This is a genomic window from Ruegeria sp. (assembly GCF_965221235.1).
Lineage (GTDB): Bacteria > Pseudomonadota > Alphaproteobacteria > Rhodobacterales > Rhodobacteraceae > Ruegeria.
Map to the genome: position 1 here is coordinate 265887 of NZ_CBDCRS010000005.1, position 24268 is coordinate 290154.

19 protein-coding genes are annotated in these 24268 nt (G+C 57.6%); 4 read left to right on the forward strand and 15 right to left on the reverse strand.

Annotation, left to right across the window (positions count from 1 at the left end):
• The first annotated feature begins 123 nt into the window (after nucleotides 1–123).
• Nucleotides 124–1050: a LysR family transcriptional regulator gene (locus ACOQOY_RS21845; protein ID WP_420587492.1), complete on the forward strand. Its 927-nt coding sequence runs from the start codon at nucleotides 124–126 to the stop codon at nucleotides 1048–1050.
• 93 nt (nucleotides 1051–1143) lie between these two features.
• Here ACOQOY_RS21845 and ACOQOY_RS21850 read toward each other — a convergent pair whose 3' ends face one another.
• Complete coding sequence (locus tag ACOQOY_RS21850) at nucleotides 1144–2031, reverse strand: LysR family transcriptional regulator (protein WP_420587493.1); 888 nt, start codon at nucleotides 2029–2031, stop codon at nucleotides 1144–1146.
• A 91-nt stretch (nucleotides 2032–2122) separates the two neighbouring features.
• On the opposite strand from ACOQOY_RS21850, the gene ACOQOY_RS21855 reads away from it, so the two are divergent.
• A complete protein-coding gene (locus tag ACOQOY_RS21855; RefSeq protein WP_420587494.1) occupies nucleotides 2123–2914 on the forward strand; it encodes a HalD/BesD family halogenase in 792 nt (263 codons plus the stop codon).
• A 131-nt stretch (nucleotides 2915–3045) separates the two neighbouring features.
• On the opposite strand, the gene ACOQOY_RS21860 is transcribed toward ACOQOY_RS21855, so the two are convergent.
• The 4 genes from ACOQOY_RS21860 to ACOQOY_RS21875 form a co-directional block, all read right to left on the reverse strand.
• On the reverse strand, nucleotides 3046–5931 hold the full coding sequence (locus tag ACOQOY_RS21860; protein WP_420587495.1) for an FAD-binding and (Fe-S)-binding domain-containing protein: 2886 nt from the start codon (nucleotides 5929–5931) through the stop codon (nucleotides 3046–3048).
• Nucleotides 5921–7318: a VOC family protein gene (locus ACOQOY_RS21865; RefSeq protein ID WP_420587496.1), complete on the reverse strand. Its 1398-nt coding sequence runs from the start codon at nucleotides 7316–7318 to the stop codon at nucleotides 5921–5923. Before ACOQOY_RS21865 ends, ACOQOY_RS21860 begins: the two co-directional genes overlap by 11 nt.
• A gap of 97 nt (nucleotides 7319–7415) precedes the next feature.
• Complete coding sequence (locus ACOQOY_RS21870) at nucleotides 7416–8915, reverse strand: aldehyde dehydrogenase family protein (RefSeq protein ID WP_420587497.1); 1500 nt, start codon at nucleotides 8913–8915, stop codon at nucleotides 7416–7418.
• A 36-nt stretch (nucleotides 8916–8951) separates the two neighbouring features.
• Entirely contained in the window at nucleotides 8952–10136 is a 1185-nt protein-coding gene (locus ACOQOY_RS21875) for a pyridoxal phosphate-dependent aminotransferase (protein ID WP_420587498.1), read from the reverse strand.
• 154 nt (nucleotides 10137–10290) lie between these two features.
• Between ACOQOY_RS21875 and ACOQOY_RS21880 the strand changes: the two genes are divergently transcribed.
• Nucleotides 10291–11193, forward strand: a complete 903-nt coding sequence (locus ACOQOY_RS21880) for a LysR substrate-binding domain-containing protein (protein WP_420587499.1) — start codon at nucleotides 10291–10293, stop codon at nucleotides 11191–11193.
• Between the two features lie 37 nt (nucleotides 11194–11230).
• On the opposite strand, the gene ACOQOY_RS21885 is transcribed toward ACOQOY_RS21880, so the two are convergent.
• The gene (locus ACOQOY_RS21885) at nucleotides 11231–11719 is read right to left on the reverse strand and encodes an Lrp/AsnC family transcriptional regulator (protein WP_420587500.1); all 489 of its coding nucleotides are present in this window, start codon (nucleotides 11717–11719) and stop codon (nucleotides 11231–11233) included.
• Nucleotides 11720–11819: 100 nt separating this feature from the next.
• Here ACOQOY_RS21885 and ACOQOY_RS21890 point away from each other — a divergent pair, with 100 nt between their 5' ends.
• Nucleotides 11820–12737, forward strand: a complete 918-nt coding sequence (locus ACOQOY_RS21890; protein WP_420587501.1) for a LysR substrate-binding domain-containing protein — start codon at nucleotides 11820–11822, stop codon at nucleotides 12735–12737.
• 173 nt (nucleotides 12738–12910) lie between these two features.
• Here the strand turns inward: ACOQOY_RS21890 and ACOQOY_RS21895 are convergent, their stop codons facing one another.
• The 9 genes from ACOQOY_RS21895 to ACOQOY_RS21935 all read right to left on the reverse strand — a co-directional run bounded on the left by ACOQOY_RS21895 (nucleotide 12911) and on the right by ACOQOY_RS21935 (nucleotide 24267).
• Nucleotides 12911–14854, reverse strand: a complete 1944-nt coding sequence (locus tag ACOQOY_RS21895) for a TRAP transporter permease (protein WP_420587502.1) — start codon at nucleotides 14852–14854, stop codon at nucleotides 12911–12913.
• Between the two features lie 114 nt (nucleotides 14855–14968).
• Complete coding sequence (locus tag ACOQOY_RS21900) at nucleotides 14969–15937, reverse strand: TAXI family TRAP transporter solute-binding subunit (RefSeq protein WP_420587503.1); 969 nt, start codon at nucleotides 15935–15937, stop codon at nucleotides 14969–14971.
• Nucleotides 15938–15970: 33 nt separating this feature from the next.
• Entirely contained in the window at nucleotides 15971–17254 is a 1284-nt protein-coding gene (locus ACOQOY_RS21905; RefSeq protein ID WP_420587504.1) for an NAD(P)/FAD-dependent oxidoreductase, read from the reverse strand.
• Nucleotides 17255–17389: 135 nt separating this feature from the next.
• Nucleotides 17390–19144, reverse strand: coding sequence for a thiamine pyrophosphate-binding protein (locus tag ACOQOY_RS21910; RefSeq protein WP_420587505.1), 1755 nt, complete (start codon nucleotides 19142–19144; stop codon nucleotides 17390–17392).
• A 296-nt stretch (nucleotides 19145–19440) separates the two neighbouring features.
• A complete protein-coding gene (locus tag ACOQOY_RS21915; RefSeq protein ID WP_420587506.1) occupies nucleotides 19441–20457 on the reverse strand; it encodes a proline racemase family protein in 1017 nt (338 codons plus the stop codon).
• 21 nt (nucleotides 20458–20478) lie between these two features.
• Nucleotides 20479–21234, reverse strand: coding sequence for an SDR family NAD(P)-dependent oxidoreductase (locus tag ACOQOY_RS21920; protein ID WP_420587507.1), 756 nt, complete (start codon nucleotides 21232–21234; stop codon nucleotides 20479–20481).
• Complete coding sequence (locus ACOQOY_RS21925) at nucleotides 21231–21992, reverse strand: SDR family NAD(P)-dependent oxidoreductase (RefSeq protein WP_420587508.1); 762 nt, start codon at nucleotides 21990–21992, stop codon at nucleotides 21231–21233. The genes ACOQOY_RS21920 and ACOQOY_RS21925 overlap by 4 nt, the downstream gene beginning before the upstream one ends.
• Nucleotides 21989–22786, reverse strand: a complete 798-nt coding sequence (locus ACOQOY_RS21930) for a pyrroline-5-carboxylate reductase (protein WP_420587509.1) — start codon at nucleotides 22784–22786, stop codon at nucleotides 21989–21991. The genes ACOQOY_RS21925 and ACOQOY_RS21930 overlap by 4 nt, the downstream gene beginning before the upstream one ends.
• A gap of 2 nt (nucleotides 22787–22788) precedes the next feature.
• Nucleotides 22789–24267, reverse strand: a complete 1479-nt coding sequence (locus tag ACOQOY_RS21935) for an aldehyde dehydrogenase family protein (RefSeq protein ID WP_420587510.1) — start codon at nucleotides 24265–24267, stop codon at nucleotides 22789–22791.
• Between the last annotated feature and the right edge of the window lies 1 nt (nucleotide 24268).

The following is a 24268-nucleotide window of genomic DNA, read 5'->3' on the forward strand; positions in this document are numbered from 1 at the left end:
TGGAAAGTGTTCCGACATGAACAAGCGCCCGTCTGGCCCACTTCGCACGAACTCTATGTTGTTTTGACCGTTCGGCTAAGATAAAGTAGTCGACGTAAAGGTGCAGAAAAGTACACGTAAGCCGTGCCAAAGAAAAAAGCCATCACAAGCATTTCTGACGTCGATATTAGGCTTCTTCAGGTCTTCCGTACAGTTGTTTGGTGTGGCGGGTTCACAGCTGCCGAGTTCGAACTGAACATCAGCCGGTCAACGATCAGCAAACATATCGCCGATCTTGAAACCCGGCTGGGCGCGCAATTGTGCCATCGTGGGGCGGCGGGTTTCTCCCTGACATCTGATGGTCAGCATGTGCTCGACTCTTCAAACGAGCTGTTTCTGGCGATCGACAAGTTTCAGAACGGGCTGGGCGATGTGCGGTCGGAATTGACTGGAAAACTGCGTATCGCGTTGTTTGACCATTCTTCTTCCAACGAGGAATCCAACCTCTACGAGACAATCCAAAGGTTCATCGACAAAGCGCCCGGCGTGACGCTGGACATTTCGATGGAGCCGCCGAACGTCATCGAAGAGGGCGTCATCAACGGGCGTTTTAATCTAGGCATTGTGCCGCTTCACCGGCAATCGCCGATGCTGTCCTACTCCGAACTCTACGTAGAAAAGATGCGGTTGTTTTGCGGCCGGGACCACGAGCTGTTCCAGTCGGCGTCGGATGTCATCTCTATTGATCAGCTTCGAAAATACAATTACGCCGGTCTCAGCTTCAATTCGCCCAACATGGCGGTTCACCAAAAGTTGATGCTCAGAAAGTCTGCATTTGTTCAAAACGAAGAGGCTTTGATCCTGTTGGTTCTGTCCGGCCGGTACCTTGGTTTTGTTCCGACACATAAAGCCCGCTCTCTGGTCAGCGACGGTTATCTCAAACAGATCAATTGCTCTGAGGCCCAATTTTCTACGACCATGGCGGCGATTGTCAGAAAAAGCGCGTCCAAAGGGCGAAGGCTAAACTTGTTCTTGGATATTTTACGCTCTGCTCACAACAATCGGATCTAGCGTTGCATTTCCATTCTTATTCGCATGCCCGTTTTCATATTGTGAAATGAGCAAGAAGTTCCGGGACGGCAGAGGCAACCAACGCTTCGTTGTTTAACGGATGGCATCCAGAAACAATCGCACCGTCTGGTTTTCCAGCCTGGCGACGGGAACGACGCTCACATAGTCCTTCTTCATCGGCAGGCGCGTTTGGCTTGGACATAGAAGCGCGCCAGAAGTAATTGACGCTGTGACCAGAGCAGATGGCACAAGCGCCATGCCGGCGCCGCGATGCGCCAGCGCTATGGCCATCGACAGATCGTTGGTCCGAAAACCGGGGTCGGTCCACTGTTTCTCTTTCCATCCAGCTGCTTTGCGCCAGTCGCGCCAGAGCGGCTCGCTTGCGTAGCTTGGACCCCAGTTGTTGTGAATGAGCGTCGCGTCCGGGACATGGCATAACTGACCCTCAGGGTCGGCATACCGTGCCCAGAATTCGGGCGAACAAACTGGAACCGCAACGTCCGAAAACAGAGGCATTTCAACGTGACCAGAGTACATCGTCGATTCATACGTCAAGCGGACATCAATCGCGTCGCGCTCGAACTCTATGGGGTCTTCCTGCACTCTGACATCCAGAGGAATGTTGGTTTGCGCACGGAACGCGATGGCCTTGTCAAGAAACCACCGCTGGGAGAGGGCTGGCAATACGCTGACCACCAGACGGCGCCCCGGCCTTTCATCGCGCGCGATTTGGACCGCATCAGACAGGGCGTGAAAGGCTTCGGCGAGCTTGGGGTACATCATTTCCCCGGCGTCGGTCAGCGAGATCCGGTTGCCTTTGCGCAGAAAAAGCTTCTTGCCCAAGTGGTCCTCAAGGCCTTTGATTTGCAAGCTGACAGCCGCAGAACTGACGCCAAGTTCCTGACCGGCCAGCACAAAACTGCCGCATCTTGAGGCCGCTTCGAAGGCCCGCAGAGCCGTCAGAGGGGGAAGGTTGTGCATGTCATCCTACAGATTTTCTTATGGTACCTAATAATTTTTCTGGTTGGAGTTGTCCATAATTTGCGCTTCATGAGGTCAGGGAGGACATGCCATGAAACATCTGTTGAACCTTGACGCGTATCCCTTGGATCGTCCGAACAGTGCGGAATATGCTGCGCTGGTTCAGAAATGCCGCGCGGATATAGAGGCTGATGGCATGTTCAACCTACCGGGTTTTTTCCAGCCGGGTGTCGCGCAAGCCGCTGCGGATGCGGCCAAGCCTGCAATGGACACCGAGTCTTTCCGCCACGCGCGAAAACACAATATCTACTTCAAGGATAAAGTGCCCGGTATTGACGACACGCATCCGGCAATGACCAAACGACAGACGATCAACCACACTCTGACCGCCGACCAATTGGAGGGGAACCCGGTCATCGAAGTCTATGAATGGCCCCCATTTGCGGATTTCCTCGCTGCAACCATGGGCAAGGACCGTCTGTACCCTATGGATGACGCAATGGCGCGTGTGAATGTGCAGGCGACCCGTGCTGGCGAGGGGCTGAACTGGCACTTTGATCGCTCAGAATTCACCACGACGATCCTGCTGCAAGCCCCTGAAATTGGAGGCGAGCTGGAATATCGTAAAGATTTGCGCACGCCTGGGAATGAGAATTTTGATGGTGTCGCAGCGGTGCTGAATGGCACAGACCCCGAAATCAAACGCATCATGCCCGAGCCCGGCGCGCTGAACGTTTTTCGGGGCGTGAACACGCCGCACCGCGTCGTTCCCGTTCAGGGGCAGACCGAGCGGGTGACCGCCATATTCTGTTACTACGAACGACCCGGCGTCGCCTTTACGGCAGAAGAACAGATAGGGTTCTACGGTCGCGCCATATCGTGAAAACGGCCCTGTAGAAGCACCGCTGTTTTCGCTTTGGCATGGTTGCTCTGGCGATTTGCGAGCCTTGAACACGGGGACATTTTTGAAACGGGCTCAGCCAAAAAAGTGGGGCTCGCCATGTTCATAACTGTCTATTCGCAAGAACCGCCGCTGCTTTTGAGATGCGGCACAAGAACCTGAAGCGGATGTTTCGGTGAAGCACCCGTAAACCGAGCTGTTTGACAGCGACATGAAAAGCCCGTGACCAACACATTCTCAGGCTGGTTGGCGAGTTTTTCGCGCCACGACAGATCAAACAGTTTTTCAGAGACCTCGAGGTTTTGAGCCTCATGCCCAAAGGTCCCGGCCATGCCGCAGCAACCGGTTTTCTGACCCGTCACTTTGATCCCGAAATGCCCAAAAACCCTTTGCCAGGCCTCTTGGCTTGCGGTGCCCGCACTGTTTTCCGAGCAATGGGTAAAGAGTGAGAAAGAGACCTCCGGCGCCGGATCCGCCTTTTGCGCAGTACGTCCTTTCAAAGCATTCGTCAGGAATTCTTCAATCGGTTGAACAGCGGGCAGTTCCTGAGTGATTTCAGAAAACTCGTGCTTGAACATCGAGGTAAACGCGGGCTCGACTGATACCAACATCGCGCCAGATCGCTCAAATTCAGCCAGTTTATTTAGGGTTTTTCGGCCTGCCCGCGAGAATGCCTTTCGATGTCCGATCGTGTAACCGGGCTTGCCAGTCGCAAGGACACCGCTGCGTTGCACCGTGAAACCCAAGCTTTCAAGTGCCTCAGCCGCCGCGTCAAGAACAGCACCGTCGAATGTTCCAAGGAAGAAGTCTTCCACCAGAACAACGCGGGTCTGATCTCCGACTGCTCTGACGTTGCGGGACAAAGGCGATGCAGGGCGCACCTTGGGCAAACCAACCAAACCCAATCGATCAAAAACAGGCCGTAGTATTGAGAACGCCAGATTACTCAGGCGCGGCATAGCCCGCATCAACGGTCCCATCGGTTCAAGCAGGGCAATCAACCGATAGGGGATCGGGCGGGATTTGCGCTGAAAGTAGGATTCAAAGAACCGGCTGCGCATCTTTGGTACGTCGACCTTGACCGGGCATTGGCTGGCGCAGGCTTTGCACCCCAAACAATCCGCCATGATCGGGTAAATCTGGTCTTCAAACCGCTGCAAGGGATCACGCGCGCCGCCCTGATCTGCGACTGTCTTGCGGCGCGCCCATTCTCGGAGCAGGGTGGACCGCCCCTTGGGACTGCGCCTGCGATCTCCGGTCGCTTTGTAGGAGGGACACATAGCATCATCGAAATCACGCCCCATGCACTGGCCGTTGCCATTGCACTTGATCGAGAGCTCGAACTCCACTTGCAACTGATCTGCGATTTGCGCGTCCTTTGGGCCGCGAAATGGCACTGCGTCCAGCGGGTCCAACCGCATATCCGGGTTTGGCGCGGCGATCTTACCGGGGTTCAGTCGGTTTTCCGGGTCAAAGATATTTTTGACCCTGCAAAGTGCGCGATAAAGAACAGGGCCGAAAACATCCGGTACGTATTCTCCTCGAAATCCTTTGCCGTGTTCGCCCCAGATCAAACCGCCATGTTTCTTGGCAAGGGCATTGACCGCATCCGAGACGCCTCGGATCTGATCAGCATCCTCTGACAGGCGCAAGTCGAGCGCCGGGCGCACATGCACGCAGCCCACATCTGCGTGACCAAACATGCCAAAGGACAAGTTTCGCTTCTCCAGCAATTCCGCAAATTCGATCACGAAATCCGCGAGGTTTTCAGGCGGCACCGCTGCGTCTTCGACAAACGGCGTCCCCTGCTTTTTCGGATCCATCCGTCCCAAAAGGCCAACGCATTTGGACCGGAGCCCCCAGATTTCCTGAATCTGCACCGCATTGCGTACGACTTGACTACTTAGGACACAGGCCGGTTGGTTTTGCGACAATCGCTCAAAGGCTTCGATTTTCTCGACCAATTCGCTTTCGGAATGGCCGGAGATTTCGACGAAGTTCAACCCCTTAACGGGGGCGGATTGCTCTGTGCCCAGAACAGGTTCGATCAAGCTCCAAACCGGGTCTTGCTGGGCCAGATCCAGAATCTTGTCGTCGATAAATTCGATGGCGACTGGATCAGCAGTGACCAGCCGCGCCACGTCCCGCAACGCGGATTTCATGTTGTCATAGGCCAGCACAACCAAGGCGCGGTGTGATGGCTTGCGCAGCAATCGAACCGTCAACCGCTTGGTCAGCGCCAATGTGCCTTCGGACCCGCAGAGCAGTTTCACCAGGTTGAGGCCGTCCTCAGCATCCAACTGCTGAAGGTTATAGCCCGTCAGCCGCCGGTTCATTTTTGGGAAGACCCGCTCGATCTCATCCCGGTTCGACTGCACGATGTCGCTTAACTCGGCTCCCAACGCATTAGGCATCTGTGCCGCGCCAGGATCAGAGGTCGCATGCAGTTCCTGCCCATCGGCCAGAACCACATCCATGGATTGCATATGATCCGAGGTCTGGCCGTAAACGCGCGATCCTTTGCCGGACGCATCGGTCGCCGCCATGCCGCCAATTGTGGCGCGCGAAGCGGTCGAGACGGTTGGCGCGAAGAACAGGCCGTGTTTTCCGGCCTCGCGGTTCAATTGATCCAGAATGACGCCGGGTTGAACAACGGCGATGCCCGCCTCTGGGTCGATGGATTCAATCTGCGTAAGATAGCGAGAGCAATCGACCACAACAGCTGAGGTCAGAGATTGCCCGTTGGTTCCGGTTCCGCCCCCGCGCGCTGTCAGCGTCACGCCATGCTTGGCGGCCAGCTGCGCGATGATGTCCAGATCATCCGGATGTTTGGGGAACAGGACGGCTTGCGGCGGCACCTCGTAGATCGAGTTGTCGGTCGAAAAGACCGCAAGTGTCGCTGCATCACAGGCGATCTCGCCCCCAAAGTCGGCGAGAGGAAGGGCCGACAGGAAAGGGGCGAGATCAGAACTGACGGATGTCAGTGTCTCAGGCTGCATCAGGAACCGACAGCAGATGGGTTTGACCCAGCACCTCAAGCGCGGCCACAAGGCTTTCTGTCTGCGCTTTTTCATACAGCGCGACTTCGTCCTGAACGGATGCACCCAGCGCTGTTTCAAACGCGCCCTGGTTTGCTGCCGTGCTATAGTTCGACTGCGCATCGGACCCGAGGTTCGACTGGAAGATGCCCGCAGCGGAAACCGGCAGGAAGTCTTCGTAGGTCTGCGGATCAGCGACCAGGTGGCCTGCGGACAGCAGTTCTTCGATGGACGCAGCCTGCGGCACTGCCTTGTCGGTGGTTGCCCGGTATTGGAAGAACGCAATGTCTTCGCGGCGCAACACGTCGTAGTCATCCGGGAAGCTGGCAAATTGCTTGGCCAGTTCTTCCACGTAGTCCGCCGCACCTTCGCCCGCCGGGCCGACAGATGCGTTGGCACGGGTCTTGTTCAGGGCCTCGTCATACATCGCACGACCTTTGGCGGTCAGCGCTACGCCACGCTGTTCAATCTCACCGAACCGCGCCGTGTGAGTGCCACCATCCGCTTCGGTCTGACCGTAGAAGATCACCGATTCCTCAAGCGCCTTGAACGAGGTCTGGCGAAGGAAGATCGGTGCCTTGCGGCGCGAGGGACCCTCGATAATCGCTTTGGGAGTAATGCCGCGTTTGGGCATGCCTTCCTGAACCGCGTCGATATCCAATGCACGCGGAGTCAGGTGGTTGATATGCGGGCCTTTGAAGCTGACCACATCCGCGATCAGGCGGTGCGCGTCGTGCAGGCGGCCATAGGTGTTGCTGCACACGGTGGCTTCGTTGTGCCAGCGGAATGTCTCCAGCGCCTCGGAGACGAATTCCTTGGCTTCGGCTTCGGTCAGACCGCCATTTGCCTCGGCAACGCCCGCAAGCTCAAGCGCGCGATCGGTAAAGATTTTGCGGTTGGCCAGAACGGATTCAGCCTTGGCCGCCAGTTCCCGGTCTTCCACCAGCTCAAGGCGCAGCAGGGAACAAAACACGCGGAACGGGTTGTTGTTCAGCGATTCCGGGTCAATCGGACGGAAGGCCGTGGAGTGGACGGGGATACCGGCGACGGACAGGTCGTAATATCCGACCGGGAACATACCCATGACGGCAAAGATGCGGCGAATGCCAAACAGTTCCTCGGGCGTGCCAACACGGATCGCTCCGTGGCGTTCGATGCCCAGACGACCCAGTTCGCCGCTGTCTTCCATGCGCTTTTTCAGCTCGGGATCTTTTGCCAGCGTTTCTGCGTTCACGTCATTCACAAGATCAATGAGCGTGCCGTATTGCGGAACTTCCGTGCGGTACATTTCAGACATCGCGCCTGAAAACAGGGTGCGGATCTCATCAGGGTGCAGGAATTGGGTCATCGGTTTGTCCTAAAGGATTGGATAGATGGTCGTTTGTTAGGGGGTAAAAAATGCCCGCCGCCGAAGCGGCGGGCCGAGGGGGGAGGTTAAGGGAGGCTTAGATGTCGAACTTCACGCCCTGCGCCAGAGGCAGCTCGGCCGAGTAGTTCACGGTGCTGGTCTGACGACGCATGTACCCTTTCCAGGCGTCCGAGCCGCTTTCACGACCGCCACCGGTTTCTTTCTCGCCGCCGAAGGCACCGCCAATTTCCGCGCCGGACGGACCGATATTGACGTTTGCGATGCCGCAGTCAGATCCAGCCGCCGAGAGGAAGGTTTCCGCCTCGCGAACGTTCAGGGTGAAGATGCACGACGACAGACCCTGCGGGACGTCGTTTTGCAGCGCAATCGCCTCGTCCAGAGTTTCGTATTCCATCACGTAAAGGATCGGAACGAAAGTCTCGGTTTCGACGGTTTTGGTCTGGCCCGGCATCTCAACCACGGCGGGTTTGACATAGGCACCGCCCGCAACACCGTCATCCGAGGTTTCGCCACCAAAGACCTTACCGCCTTCGGCTTCGGCCGATTTCAGCGCCGCCGCCATCGCATCCTTTGCGCCATGGTCAACCAGCGGGCCGATCAGAGTGCCTTCGACACGCGGGTCGCCGACCGGCAGGTTGGCATAGGCCGATTTGATCTTGGCCACCAGATCATCTTTGATCGACTTGTGGACGATCAGACGGCGCAGCGTGGTGCAGCGCTGACCTGCGGTACCAACAGCCGAGAAGACAATCGCGCGAACAGCCATTTCCAGATCAGCCGAAGGCGCAACGATCATTGCGTTGTTGCCGCCCAGTTCCAGGATCGGACGACCCCAGCGCGCGGATACTTTCGGGCCAACGATGCTGCCCATGCGGGTCGAGCCAGTTGCGGATACGATCGGAACGTCTTTGCTGTCGACCAAGGCCGCGCCGACATCTGCGCCACCGATAACCAGCTGCACCAGACCTTCGGGCGCATCGTCGCCAAAACGGGCCAGCGCTTTTTCCATGATCTTCATCGAAGCAATTGCGGTCAGCGGAGTCTTTTCCGAAGGCTTCCAGATCACCGGATCGCCGCAGACCAGCGCAATCGCAGTGTTCCAGCACCAGACTGCAACTGGGAAGTTGAATGCAGAAATCACGCCAACGGGACCCATCGGCTGCCAGGTTTCGCGCATGGTGTGGCCGGGGCGTTCGGACGCAACGGTCAGACCGTACAGCTGGCGCGACAGACCGACTGCAAAGTCGCAAATGTCGATCATCTCCTGAACTTCGCCCAGACCTTCCGAAGTGATCTTACCGGCTTCCAGCGTAACCAGCGCACCAAGATCGTCTTTGGCCGCGCGCAGTTCTTCGCCCAGCAGACGCACCAGCTCACCACGGCGCGGGGCCGGAACGGTGCGCCACGCTTTGAACGCGGCCTGCGATTTTGCGATCACGGCATCCATGTCAGATGCGGGCGTTTCGGCAATTTTCGCGACTTCTGCGCCGTCGATCGGCGACACAACGGTCAGCGTGCCGCCTGTCAGTTCAGCGTCCGTGAAACCGTTTGCCTTAAGAACCTGTGAATGTTCCATCTTGTTTCCTCTTCTTTCCCTGTCGGGTGTTCGCGTTTAAGATTTTGTGATGTCGGTCATTGCCACTTTGATGCGCGCCACGCCTTCGGTCAGGTCTTCCTGCCCATAGGCGTAAGAAATCCGGGCGTATCCCGGCAGACCAAATGCCCGGCCCGGCACAATCGCGACATGTGCGGTTTTCAACAGCCATTGGCAGAAAGCAGCATCATTTTCCTGACCGCTCAGTTCAATGGCTTTTTCGATGCACGGGAAGGCATAGAACGCGCCGTCCGGTGTGCTGCATTCGAATCCGGGGATGTCATTCAGCGCCGACACGATAAAGTCGCGGCGTTGTTTGAAGGCTTCGTTGCGCTCGGCCAGAACGGTCTTGTCGCCCAACAGGGCTTCGACCGCAGCCGCCTGTGCAACCGAACAGGTGCCAGAGGTCACCTGCCCCTGAACCGCCGTCATCGCTTTGATGATTTCAACGGGGCCAATGCCCCAACCGATGCGCCATCCGGTCATCGCCCAGGCCTTGGACACACCGTTCACCACAACGGTGCGGTCCGCCAGCTCGGGCACAGCTTTAGTGAAACTCTGGAAGTCGCCATAGCTGAGATGCTCATAAATCTCGTCAGAGACCACCCAAACTTGGGGGTGACGCTTCAGAACCTCGGCCAGGGCCTTGTATTCTTCTGCGCTGTAGATCGCACCAGACGGGTTTGACGGGGAGTTTAGCATCACCCATTTGGTGTTCTCAGTGATTGACGCTTCCAGAGTTTCTGGGGAGATCTTGAAACCTTGATCCATCGGGCAAGGCACGGTGATCGCCTTGCCGCCCGCAATCGCCACGATATCGGAATACGTGGTCCAGTACGGGGTCGGAATGATAACTTCATCGCCATCGTTCAAGGTGGCGGTCATGATGTTGCTCAGCACTTGTTTCGCGCCGGTACAAACGATCACGTTTTCGGGTTGAACGCCTGCGGTGTTTGCAATTGCCTTACGCAGCGCTGGGGTACCCGCCGTAGGGGTATAGCTGGTCTGACCCTCCAAGGCCGCCCGATGCGCTGCCTCGATGACCGGAGCTGGTGTGGGGAAGTCGGGCGCGCCGGTCGACAGTGCAACAATATCCTTGCCCTCAGCCCGAAGCTTTGCCGCGTTTTCCGAAATCTGAACGATTTCAGAAACTTCAATGTTCTGAATGCGTTGTGCGCGGGTAAAGGAATGATCATATGGCATGTTGTGCCCTGTTTTCGGTTTTTGAAGAAGACAACCAGAGGAGTCTTCGGATTACGGTATGTCGTGTTGATAAGGTTTTACCATGAGACAATGCACCGTAAAACGCATAGAAAAGGCATTTCTGAATGAGTAAAACTCAAGTATTACTACTCATATGAAAGATCAAAAAACGATTCCCAGCCTGGCTTTGTTGCGTTGCTTTGAGGTTGCGGCGAAGTACCAGAGCTTTTCTGCGGCGGCAGAAGAGCTTGGCCTGTCACAAGGTGCGGTCAGCCGCCATGTCAAAGACCTCGAATCCTTTGTCGGGGCCGCTTTGTTTCAGCGCGAAGGCCGTGGTGTACGCCTGACTTCGGCAGGCGATACCTTGTCGCGAGAGGTCAGCTCAGATCTTGAACGACTGCGCGATACATTCAGCCATGCCATTGCCTCGGGCGCGCATCGCGAGGTCATCCGCTTGTCGGCTCCGCCCACATTTTCCAGCCGCTGGCTCTTACCGCGTTTGCCAGCCTTTCAACGGGACCACCCGGATATCCAATTCGTGGTGAGCAGCCGACAAGGACCGTACGATCTGACCGAAGCGCGTCATCACATCGCCATTCATTTCGGGGCCTGGGACTGGCCGAATGCGCGGCTGTCCCCGCTTTGCCCGGAAAGCCTCATCGTTGTTGCCGCTCCGTCGCTGTTAGAAACCCTGCCGGACACAGACGATATAAATGAAGTCTTGCGTGACCTGCCGCGCCTGCACCTGAGCAGTCGCCCTTATTTATGGGAAAACGTAATGCAGCTGCACGGAATAAAGGCGGAAGCCGTCCGGAGTGGCAGCTACTTTGACCAGTTTGGATTGGTGATCTCTGCGGTTGTCTCAGGCATGGGCGCGGCCATTTTACCTGCCTACCTGATTGAAAGAGAGCTTTCTGCCGGCAGTCTGATCAAGCTGTCCGAGCTTCCCGCAGATGACAGTCGCCGCTATTTCATTGCAACGCCATTAACGGATCAATGGCCGATCATAACCGAGTTCGCACGCTGGCTGCAAAGTCAGGTCTCGGCAAAGGGATAGTTTACTGTTTCGAAGCAACTGCAAGAGGCAGCCGGGTTCACGATACCAGCGTCAGACCCACATGTTTCTTAGGCATGATGCCCGCCCCACGACAGAACTTGGTCGCAAGAATGATCGTGGAATCCACTGATTTTACACCGCGCAATTGCGCAATCTCGGTGATCAGCTCTTCGAGGTCTTCCGAGCACGGAACCTCGACCTGACACATCAGATCGTAGTGACCGGAAACCGAGTTGCAGCTTTGCACTTCGGGCAGGTTCTGCAACCCATCAATCAGGTGCCGCGTCAGGCTGCGCTCGCAGACCAGATGCAACATCGCTTTGGTCGAACTCTCGCCTTCGCTGATACGCACGATCGCTGAATATCCCAGGATAATATCGTTGCGCTCCAGCCTCATGATACGTTCGTTCACGGTTGAACGGGCAACCCCGAGTTTTCGGGCCAGCTCAGCTGTCGAAATCCTCGCGTTCTCCTCCAACAGGGCAAGGAGATTGCGGTCTGTAGCGTCTTTTAAAGCCTTATGCATCGAATCATCCCCTCCGTTGTTGATTAAAAAACTTTAGCCACGATCAACCATGCGGAAAATTCTTGTTTATGGATTGTTTGATGACTAAAACTCATCATAGATGCGCCGCTTTGTTCCCTCTCTCTCTGCTTTGACCGCCTTTGAGGCGGCTGCACAGCATTTGAATTTCACCCGAGCGGCTGGGGATCTGAACCTGACCCAAAGCGGGATCAGCAGGCAGGTGAAACATCTGGAGGACCTGCTTGGCACGCGCCTGTTTGACCGCTTTGGCCCAAGGCTTGTTCTGACCGACGCTGGCACTGCATACGCGAAAGAGGTCAAACGCATTCTGGACGATCTCGAGAAATGCTCGATCGACATCGTGCGGGGCTGGAAGGAAGAAGAGGCAATCCAGATTGGCGCCCTGCCTAGCGTGGCATCCCGTTGGCTTGCGCCTAAAATCAAACGCTTCGCCACGCAGTTTCCGACATCTCTTCTTGAAATCACCACCGTAAACGAAGATGTAAATTTCGAGGAAACTCACCTGGATATTGCGGTGTTACGCGGGCGCGGTGGCTGGACAGCGGCGCATGCCGTCGAGTTGTTCCAAGAGCTGTTTGTTGTTGTCGCCGCACCATCCCTGATCCCGGTCGGGTCTGAGCTGCGCCCGGAACAATTCCGGGACTTCCCGCAATTGCAAAACGCCCAACGCCCCGACAACTGGATGAAGTGGATCAAGGCAACTGGGCAGCAGATGCCGGGTTCCCTGCAAGGGCTGCGCTTTGGAAACACAAGCATCCTGATCAACGCCGCAATCAGCGGAAGCGGGATCGCCGTTGTTCCATCATTCCTGGTTCAGCAGGAAATCAACGACGGCGTTTTACACACTCCGTTTGGACCCAAAATCAAAAGCGGCGAGTCGTATTATGCGGTCTACCCGCAAAGAAAAGCCAATTGGAGCGCGCTTCTGGTGCTGCGCGATTGGCTTGCTTCTGAGAGTGTGGCGCTGAAAACAGAAGCGCGAAATCTGAATTCGTAAATTTTTAAATCGCCTAGATGGCAAGCGGGGCGCCGACGTCTGTGTCAAACTCGCCTGCAAATCTCGCCAAAAATAAGAAAACCTGACCCGTTTTGATACGGATCAGGCTTCGTCAGATGGTGCCGGCAATTGGGCCGACACCTTTAGACTGTTTCGTGCAACGCGGTTGGCAGTTAGGACGCTGCCACCTGCTCCTTGCCCTTAATGGCAAGCCCAAGCGCGATCATCAAGGCAAGCACACCAACGGCAATTCCGAACCGAAGTTCCAAGGCCAGCGGATAGCTGAACGCAAGCCCTACCCCAGCCATAAGTGCCAGCAGCCGCAGAGGAACCATGACGCGTTGCATCCAGAACCCGATCGCTCCGACGCTGATACAGGTGACGGCAACGATATTGATCAGGAAGATCATGATCGTGTCTGTAACCGGCCCTTGCCACATGATCGCTGGTGTAAAGACAAAGCTGAAGGCAACGATCAAACCGCCGATGGACATCTTCCATGCCTCAAAACCGGTGCGCAGCGCATTTGCCTTGGCAATTACCGCTGCCGTATAGGCCGCGATGGACACAGGCGGCGTCGCGTCGGCCATGATGGCAAAGTAGAAGACGAACAGGTGCGCACCCAGCATTGGCGCTCCGAGGTCAATCAGAATGGGGGCACCAACAACCGACACGATCAGATATGCCGGAGTTGTGGGGACGCCCATGCCCAGGAACAGGCTGACCAGCGCCACCATGATCGCCGCAATCCAAAGCTGACCGCCCGAAACGTCAGAGACGATATTGCCAATCGCGATCACCAGACCGGTGGTCGTCAGGCCCGCAACGATCAATCCGGCGGCGGCAACGGCAAGGGCAACGATACAGATCAGCTCACCCGCTTCGCCCAGAGCATAGAATATTTGCTTGGGACCAATCCGGTGGCCGGGTCGCAGCCAGCTGACCACAATCGCGGAACTGATGGCCCAGATCGCGGAATAGGTTGGAGAGAATCCACTCATCAACATCGCAAACAGGATCGTCAGCGGCAGCAGAAGGTGAATGTCTTTCAGAACATCGCGCCAGGACGGTAGTTGATCTTCCGGGATACCGGACAGCTTCAGCCGCTTGGCTTCAAGATGCACCATGATCAGCATGGTCGCATAGTACAGCACCGCACCCAAAGCCGCGCCGACGATGATCGTGCGGTAGGGAATGCCGGTGATTTCAGCCATCAGGAACGAGGCGGCCCCCATAACGGGCGGCATAATCGCACCACCGACACTGGCGGCAGTTTCAACGCCCCCCGCAAACGCCGGGCGATAGCCAAGACGTTTCATCAACGGGATCGTGACAACCCCGGTCGAGGCCACGTTGGACACCGAAGACCCACTCATGGTGCCGAACAGGCCCGAACTGATTACGGCAACCTTGGCCGGACCGCCGGAGTATTTACCGGCAGCAGCCTCACCAATGCGAGAGAACAGGTCTGCTGCACCACTGGCCCGAACAAACGCACCGAAGGTGATGAACACGGCAACCAGCGTCGCCGAAATCCCCATCAGAGGCCCATAAATGCCGCGACCGTTGATCAGCATCATCGTTTCGACGACATGATCTACGCTCATCGCGCGATAGTTCCAGAGGCCGGGCAGATACTGCGCCACGAACATGTAGACGATCACACCGACGGCCAGACCCGCCAGAATGGGGGTCAGCGCGCGGCGTACACCCTCAAGGATCAGCAGGACGGCCAGAATACCAAGATAAAGCTGCGTATCCGTCAGCGGAGTCAGATACTCGGAACGCTGATAGATCGTGGTTGAGTTGAGATACATGTAAAGACTGGGCAAAAGGCTCAGCCCTGCCAGTATCCAGTCCAGCACGGTTGGACGGTTTCGCCAATCGCCGAGATTTACCTTGGGGTTATCCGCGACATCCTCGGGCATCTCAACCGCGCTGCTGGGAACGCGCGCGGGAAACAGCAAAAACACCAACGGCAGGTACAGCATGAAATGCAGAGCCCGCAGCGTCAACGGCTCAGGCCAGCCGGTCACCGCGTAGTAAATATGCAAGGCCGTAGCCCCTGCTGCCCAGGCCTTTATGCCGAGGCCAACCTTTCCTTTGATCGTACGCATTTTCCTACACCCTGCCCTTTCCAGAAAGCTGATGATTTACCGAAAAATCATAGCCAAATCGTTTAAGTGTGACCGGCCACGAGGGCCGATCACAAGCTTCAGTTCGCCAGATGATTACTTGTAGCCCAGCTCTTCATAGGCTTTCAGCGCACCCGGGTGCATCGGGATTGTTGTGTCCCAACCGCTTTCAGGCTTGAAGTTCGCAAGGCTCGAGTGAATGGAACCGAAACGATCCTGGTTCTCAAGCAGTGCCTTGGTCAGCGTGTAAACGGTGTCTTCCGGAACGTCAGACGATGCGATCAGGATTGTGCCCATAACCGGCGCGGCCAGTTCACCATCCTGTACCGAGGCGTCATATGTGCCAGCGGGGATCGAACCTTTGGCATAGCCATAGGTGCTGCTCAGGTGGTCGATGACGTCTTGCGGGAACGGAACCAGTTCCGCGTCACGACGCGATTGGCTGATTTCGATCACAGCTGCACCGGGCAGGCCCAGAGCGATGAACAGATAGTCGATCTGACCGTCTTTAAAGGCGTTTACGAGGTCCGAGTAGCTGCCCTGAACGATCTTGCCGCCACCCTCGCGGATTTTGTCATAGGAAGTTCCATAGTAATCCATGACGCGGGTGAAGGTCAGTTCTTCGGAAGACCCGGTTTTGGTCACGCCGATTCTCAGCCCGTCCGTGGTCAGCGCTTCTTCCAGGCTCAGGGTCTGGTCATCTGCGCGGACAAAGTGGAACGGGTTGTCGGACCAGCCCTTGCCGATTGCCATGACCTTGCCATGTGCATTCGGATAAGGATCGTTGCCGTTCACGGCTGCGAAGGCCAGAAAGTCCAGACCCATGCCGATCTGGCTCAGGCCCGCTTCCAGCTTGGCCGGGTTGTCCTTGCCGCCGCCCGGAACAACTTTGATGTTCAGGTCGGTTTTTTCCATGACCAGAGTCGCGAGACCACCACCCATGCCATACCAGCCGCCGCCAAGCTGACCTGTGGTCCACTCCAGCGATTGTGCCAGTGCTGCGCCGGATTGCAGCGTCAGCGCTGCAACGCCTGCGGCGATCATTGTTTTGAACTTTGTTTTCATTACTTTTTCTCCTGTTGAAGTCTAGTTTCGTGTTTATGCTGCGTTGTGTTTCCATCGCAAGGCGGTGAAACGATCAGGCCCGAACGGGGCCGCATCTATCGGTGGGATTGCCCCTTCCATCAGATCTGCAAGTATCTTAGCCGTACCGGGCGCCGTACTGAAACCAATATGTTGGTGTCCGAATGCCAGCCACAGTTTGCGCGCACCTTTCAGTTCGCCAATGACCGGTCGGCTATCTGGCATCGTGGGCCGACTGCCGAGCCAAGGATCATCCTGAACACATTGCCCCAAGTCAAATGCCTCGCGCGCCGCTTGTTCAGCCAAATCCAACTGAGCGTGATTTGGTTCGGCTGCAACATCTGTCAGCTCGACCCCGGTGGTCAGCCGCAGCCCCTGTTCCATCTGAGACAAAACATATCCGCCACCGATATCATAGATCGGACGGTTGAGCTTTGCATTCCCCAAGTTGCCTTCGAAATGCCGGTGATAGCCACGTTCGAAACCCATCGGCACAGAGACGCCAAATCGTTTCAAAAAGGGTTTGGACCAAGGTCCAAGCGCAACAACAACCTGATCTGCGGACATCGCGCTATCGGCACATTTGACTGTCCAGCCGGATTCGTTCTGCTGCAAATCGCTGACTTCGGACCGCACGATCCTGCCGCCACGGGACAGAAACAGCTTTGAATAGGCCTGAACCACGTGCCCGGGCGAGTCGACTGAAAACGTGTCCTTGATCCAAAGACCTTTGGCAAAGATCGGGTTCAATCCGGGTTCAAGATCCTGAATGTCCTGCTTACCCAGAACCTCAGTGTCCAGACCAAAGCGGTCAAAGGCCTCACGTGTCCGGGCACCGTCTTCAAAGCTTTGCTGGGTGCGATGTAAAAAGATCCAACCGGCCTCGTTGAGGCGGTCCGCTGCATTGGCTTCGGCCAACAGGCTTTTGTGGCCGTCGGCGGAACACTGAATCAGCGCGTTCAGCGCGGTCATTGTCTCATCGCAGGTCTTAGTTCGCGCATTGAGCAGAAAGCCCACAGCCCATTGCAAATTTCTAAGCAGAAACGGCACCGAATACCTGAAACCGGTTCCCCGGTTACTCAGCAATCCCGGGAGGCGTTTCCACAAGCCCGGATTATTGAGCGGCATCAGAGACGATGTGGCCATGACGCCAGCGTTTCCGTAAGACGTCTCTTCACCGGGATCGCGTCGATCGACCAAGGTGACGTCAGCCCCTCTGGACAAAAGCTCAAGCGCCGCGCAGACGCCGACAACTCCTGCCCCCAGAACAATAACTGACTTCCCTGTTACTGACGCCATAGTATCTCCCATTTAACTAGGCTGGCAGGTAATGATGGCGTGACCAACAAGCATTCTGCCGGAGTTGGGCCGGTTAAACCGTTAAAGTGTCGAATTCACCCGAAACGGTTCTAACCGGCCTTACCCTTTGTTCGTTCAAAGGTATTTGACGTCCTGTGCATCCAGGCTCAGCGGGTCTTCGCCACGCTTGGTCAGCCACGAGTACACCGGCGGGACCCGGTCGGCGATGGATTCCACGTGAACGTCGATCAGGCACGGTGCCTGTTTGTGCGCGAAGGCAGCGGCAAGTGCGTCGTCGAACTGATCCGCATTCTTCGCGGTGAAGGCTTTCATGTTGAACGCCTCGGCAATGGCCTGCCCTCGGGGCGGCGTAAAGTCGACACCGAAGGTCTGGTTATGACCTTTCAGACGGTGCAGACTTTTGATCCAGCCAAAATGCCCGTTGTTGAACAGGATCAGGATCGCAGGAACGCCAAGGCGCACCACGGTTTCAAGCTCGCCCACGGTCATGCCGAATGAGCCATCGCCAAACATGCCGATGGGGCGACGGGTCGGATCGGCTCGCCACGAGCCAACCACCGCAGGCAGGGCCGAACCCAGTCCGCCAAAGGCGCGCGGAATGGCCAGCCGTGTCCGCGGATCGTTGATCTTGAGGAAGCGGGTCATATGCGGCGTCGGCGTCCCGGCATCGGAATAGATCAGCGCGGGTTCACCCGATTTCACCAGTGCCTCGTTAAAGCAGCGCACTGCACGCTCGGGGCGCAGCGGGGTGGAATCGTTGTTCAGAAGGACCTGCGCGTTGTCCCAGAAGTTCGACCGCAACGTGTTCAGATGATCAACCCAAGGCTGGGTTTTGGTGGTGTCCACATCTTCGGGGATCACGTCCAGCAGGTCCGACAGAACCAACCGCGCGTCCCCGGCAATCGACAGAACGTTTTCATAGTTGTTGGCCATGATCTCGGGATCAATGTCGATCTGCGCCACACGCTTGTTGAGGGTGAGTTTCGGGAACTTCCAACCAATCGTCACAACCGACCCGACCCGAGAGCCGATGAACAGGACAAAGTCGCTTTCTTCCATCGCGCGGTTGGCATGAGGGTGGAAGCCGTTGTCGCCGATGACGCCAATGGCCAGATCGTGGTTGTCGGGCATGGTGGGCTGACCGGTCATGGTGGTGCAGACCGGGATGTTCAGAGTTTCACCCAACTTCTGCACCAGATCACCGGCGCAGGCACGAACGACACCGCCGCCCGATACGATCAGCGGTCGTTCGGCCGCTTGCAGATTCTCCAGCATCTTTTCCACCAGTCCGGGGGCGGGACGGGTCGGGAAGGCGGGGAAAGTTTTACATTCTTCTTCGACATGCAGCGAGATTGTCTCAGGATCAATCTCTTCCATCAGCATGTCTTCGGGGATTTGCAAGTGAACGGCACCGGGTTTGCCGGATGTCGCAACACGGAATGCGCGGCGAATGATTTCGGGCAGCATGTCGGCGCGTTTGACCTGCACCGAGGATTTGGTCACAGGCTCAAACAGCCGCGCACAATCCAGTTCCGTCAAAACACCGCGGCCCTCGCCACGCAGCGGCACGTCAATCGTCAGCGCAATCACCGGGATGGAGGACGCGTTGCTTTCAGCGATCGGCGGCAGGGTGTACATCGCACCAGCGCCGGACGGGCATTCGACAACAGCGACGCGGTTGGTGAAACGTCCATAGGCATCCGCCATGAACCCGGCAGAACGCTCATCGCGCGCCATCACATGGGTGATTTCATCCGTCTTAACCTGCAACGCTTCGTAAAGCGGAACATTTGTGTCACCAGGGACACCAAAAATCGTATCGACCCCATAGTCGATCAGCATTTGAACCAGGATATCGGCGCCGCGCATAGTGCTCTCCACAAAAAATTCGTTGAGGATAAGCTATTGTGCAGAAGAGGCGGAACCTACCACCACATCGCCGGAAAACCCCGGAGAAAATTGCAAAGTGCCGGGTGGTTGAAACGGTTGTTTGCCTAAATAGCCCAACGCAGGAGGCACAATACACTGCTATTCCCCTGCATCTTGACCATTTCGCGCGGCTAAAAATGCAACGGACAAATCTCGTTTCTTCTCAGAGAGAATGACATTGTGAAACCGGGACGCGCGTCTTCGAAACCTGACAGATCGGTTCTCTGTCGGATCGACTAACTGCCCCAGGTATCCGACAGTCGGAACCCTTCTGGAAACGGATCGCTTGGGTCCAACCCGATCTGGCTGAACCCGTAGATCCAGCACTGCCCGGACACGCGGTTTTGCGTTGCCTCGTAAGGGCCGACCTTGGTGACATTCAAAAGCTCGGTAGTGAACTCACTGCCGATAATCGAGCGCGACACGGCTATGTCGCCCGGCTTGGCCAGCCCTGTTGTGTGGCGCACTGCCATGTTGGCATTCGATCCTGTGCCGCAAGGCGATCTGTCGGCCCGACCCGGGCGCAATGTTGTGCAAGTTCGGACCGCTCCATCCGAGTCGGCAGACCGGAACATGACGTAGGCCAGACCGTTCAGAGCCGGAGTTGTCGGATGCGGCGCATCTTCGGTTTCGGCGATCATGTTGCGTAGGGCAACGCCCTGAGTGGCAAGCTCGCGGGCGTTGTCCGGAGTGATCGTCAAACCGATCTGGTCCACATCGACCAGCGCATAGAACACGCCGCCGAAACACAGATCATAGCGGATCGTTCCCCAGTCCGGGGTCTCGATTTCACAGTCCTTCTTGGCTACAAAAGACGGCGGCATGTCGAGGGAGACTTTAGTCACCTTGCCACCTTCGCAGGCAGCGTGTGCGCGCACGAGGCCAGCCGCCGTGTCCAAGGTCACAACGGTTTCGGGTTCCACCATCGGGATCGCCCCGGTTTCCAGCAAAGCGGTCACTGCGCACATGGCGTTCGAGCCTGACATGGCATGTGCCTGATCCGGTTGCAGAACAATGAACCCAACATCAGCCGCCGGATCGCAGGCGGGCACCAGTAGACAGAACGACCCCGCCGGGGCCGAACGCGGTTCCGAGCACAAAAGCTGGCGCAGGCTGTCATCGACCTTGTTCAGATGATCCAGCTTGTCGGCCATGGTCGCACCGGGAATGTCCAGTACTCCGCCGGTCACGACACGACCGATCTCGCCAGCGCAGTGCACATCGACCGTTTGCAGAGTTCGGGACCAGCGCATGGGTTTGTCCTTTTCGTTTCTTCAGGCCACGGCCTGAGCACCGGTAATTTCCACCACCGAGCCACACAGGTATTGCGCCTCATCCGAGGCCAGAAATGCCACAAGGGCGGCGATCTCATCCGGCTCGCCAATCCGGCCAAATGGCACCAGCGCGTTCAGATCGTCAAGACTGCGGCCCGACCTTGCCAGATTGCTTTCTAGCATGGGCGTTCGGACCTCACCCGGAGCCACGCCATTCACGCGAATGTTGTCCGGCGCATAGTCGCGGGCGAGGTTCTGGGTGAAGGCCACAACAGCGGCCTTCGTGGTGTTATAGGCGATATGGCCGGGGGCCGGGTGCATCCCCCATTGCGACGCCGTGTTGACGATAGCCCCGCCGCCTTGTTCCTGCATTACCGGGATGACCTCCTGACACATATGGAACAGCGCATCGACATTCACGGCGAAAGACTGCTGCCAATCCTCAGGCGAAAGTTCCATCAACGCGCCCCGCCGCATCAGCCCGGCATTGTTGCACAGCACGTCTATCTTGCGCCCTGCGCCGGTCCAGTTTCGGACGAAGCTTCGGATTTCCGCAGGATCGGTCAGGTCGAACGCATGCGCTTCTGCCTGACCACCGGTGGCCCGTATCTTTCCGGCAACCGTTTCCGCCCCGGCGACATCTGCATCAGCGACGCAAACCAAAGCGCCTTCATCGGCAAACCGCTGGCAGATCGCGGTGCCGATCCCGCCTGCTCCGCCGGTGACGACAACAGATTTCCCTTCGAACCGCATCATGACCTCATCTGACTTGCGCCATTTACATCCAGAACCGCACCGGAAAGCGAGGCCTGCGAGGGTCGCAGAACAAAGGCGACAAGCTCGGCAAGTTCTTCCGGCTCGGCCATCTGGCCCAGCGGAATGCCCGACAGGGCCGCAGCCTCGCCATGGGTGCGGATGTAACCCTCGGACATCTCGGTCCGCACCCAACCCGGCGCTATCGCCACTGCCGTGATCCCATCGGCCCCAAAACCCCGCGCGATGCTTTGGGTCAGGTTGATTAGGGCGGCCTTGGTCGCGCCATAAGACATCGCCTCGGCCCGGTAACCCCCCTGCCCCGCGCGCGAAGCCATGTTGACGATCCGCCCACCGGCTTGCGTCCTGAAATGCCGAATGGCTGCGCGGCTCAGATCGGCGGCGGCCATCAGATTGACCTGAAGATCACCCTGCCAAACGCGATGCCACGCCTCCAACGGGTCATCCACGGATGAAGCCGTGAGAATTCCTGCATTGTTGATCAGCGCATCTATGCGGCCCACTTGGACCTCGGCGGCATCCCACAATTCGCTTGGCCCCTTCGGATCGGACAGATCGGCGGCAAGCGCGATTGCTCCTTGCCCGATTTCTGCCGCCAGAGCCTCGGCACGCGCCGCGTTGTTGTTATAGTGCAACAGGACACGCGCGCCCTCGGCCGCCAATTCGCGCGCGATGGCCTGACCAATCGACCCGGTGGCCCCCGTTAACAGAACGGTTTTACCTTGCAGCGCACAGGTCATTCTGCCTTCCCCCCGGACTCTTTGCGCGCATTGCTCAACCGCTGCATAACGCTGTCGAGCCCCGCTTTCAGAGCCTCCGGACCTCCGGCATTTGCAAAGACTTCGAACAGTTGGGCGTTCAGTCCAGCCGGTGTGGAGTGTTCCTCCCGCAGCGTCTCATAAGGTTTGTCGCGATCTTCCATGGTGGTATGCGACAGACCGGAAAAAACCCCACTGAGGTAGCGTTGCGCATCTACCTGCCCGATCCCATTGGATTGCATCCAGTCCGCCGCAGCCCCCAGGACACCAAAATACGTCCCCATCACGGCGCTGGCGGCAGCGAAGGCGTCGAACTCTTCCACAGTTCGGGCGCTGACCACCGTCCCCAGCGGGCCAAACATCGCCTCGCCCACCGGGTCCTGCGGGAACAGAACTGTCACGCCGCGATGATGGGCGACTGAGGGCAAGGGGATCGCGCGGAACAGGTGTACAGGCGTGCCGATCCAGTCTTGCAGGACCTCATGTGTCACTGTGGCGATCAGGCTGCAAACATGCTGACCTTCGGCAAATCGCAACGGCGACAGCACCGCCTGCGCGTCCTGGGGACGGACCGCCAGAAACACCAGATCGGACCCGTCGATAACAGCCTGCGCATTTGCGCAGACCTTCACCTTGTCACTCGCTGCCGCCAAACGCGCCGAGATCGTACGATTGCGTTCCGTGACGCGGATAGCCGTGACATCAACCTCTGCCGCCAGCAATCCCGTCACGACCGCTTCGGTTATGACCCCTGTTCCGATGAAGCCCAGTCGCATACTTACTCCTTGATGTACCAACCCCAGGGTTTGGAGCGGTCATAAGAGGTGATCTGTTTGGTTTCGAGATAGTTGTTCAAGCCCCATACGCCCAGTTCACGCCCAATACCGGATTTCTTGTACCCGCCCCAGGGCGCTTCGGTGAAGGTCGGTTGCGAGCAGTTGATCCAGACGATGCCAGCCTGAAACGCGCGGGCAACCCGCTCGGCGCGGTCGGTATCGGCGGACATGACGGCGGCGGCCAGACCAAATTCCGATGCATTGGCAAGCGCGACCGCTTCGTCTTCTGTGGTGAAGGACCGGACACAGACCACCGGCCCGAAAATCTCTTCGTTCCAGACATGCCCGTCCAGCGGCGCATCGGCAAAGATGGTGGGTTCAACATAGCAGCCCTGCTCGAACCCTTCGGGGACGCCACCGCCACAGACCAGCCGGGCGCCTTCGGCCTTGCCTTTTTCAATCGCGGCCAAAATTTTACCCTGCTGCGCCTTGTTCACCTGCGGGCCAAGCAGCACGCCGTCTTCCAGGCCATGCCCGATCTTGATCTTGCCCGCCTCTTCCGCCAGCCGCGCCATCACCGCGTCATAGATCGGAGCCTCGATCAACACCCGCGAGGTGGCCGAGCAGACCTCGCCCTGGTTCCAGAAGATGCCGAACATGATCCATTCGATCGCCTCTTCGATAGGCGTATCGGCAAACACAACCAATGGCGACTTGCCGCCCAGTTCCAGCGAGATGGTTTTCACATCGCGCGCCGCCGCCGCCATGATGCGCGATCCGGTGGGCACCGATCCGGTAAAGGCCAGCTTGTCCACATCCGGGTGTTCAGTCAGCGGCGCGCCCGCATCCGGGCCCAGACCAGTGACGATGTTCAACGCCCCGGCGGGCAGCCCCGCCTTCAGCGCAATAGCCCCAAGCTCCAGCGCTGTCAGCGGCGTGACCTCTGAGGGTTTCAGCACAACCGTGCAACCTGCCGCCAGCGCCGGGGCCACTTTCCATGAGGCCATCAGCATCGGGAAATTCCATGGGATAATGGCACCCGCAACTCCAACGGGTTCTTTCACCGCCTTCGAGGTAAACCCCTCCATGCCCAGAGCGATCTCTTCCTCGGCATCATTGTCCAGACGTTCCGCCAAATCGGCGTAGAAGTGAAAGACCCCGGCCGTGTCTTCGATGTCCCACACCGCCTCGGGCAGGGGTTTGCCGTTGTCCAACACCTCCATCCGGGCCAGTTCGTCGGTGCGCGCGGCGATCTCATCACCCATCTTGCGCAACACGGCGGCGCGCTCGGCCCCACTCAGCTTTGGCCAAGGGCCGGTGTCAAAGGCTGCACGCGCTGCTTTAACCGCCGCGTCGACATCGGCAGGGCCGGCTTTGGCGACCTTGTGCACGACCGCATTGTTCGACGGATCCACCACGTCGAACACCTCACCAGAGGTGGCGGCAACCCATTCGTTGTTGACAAACAGTTTGTCCTGCATG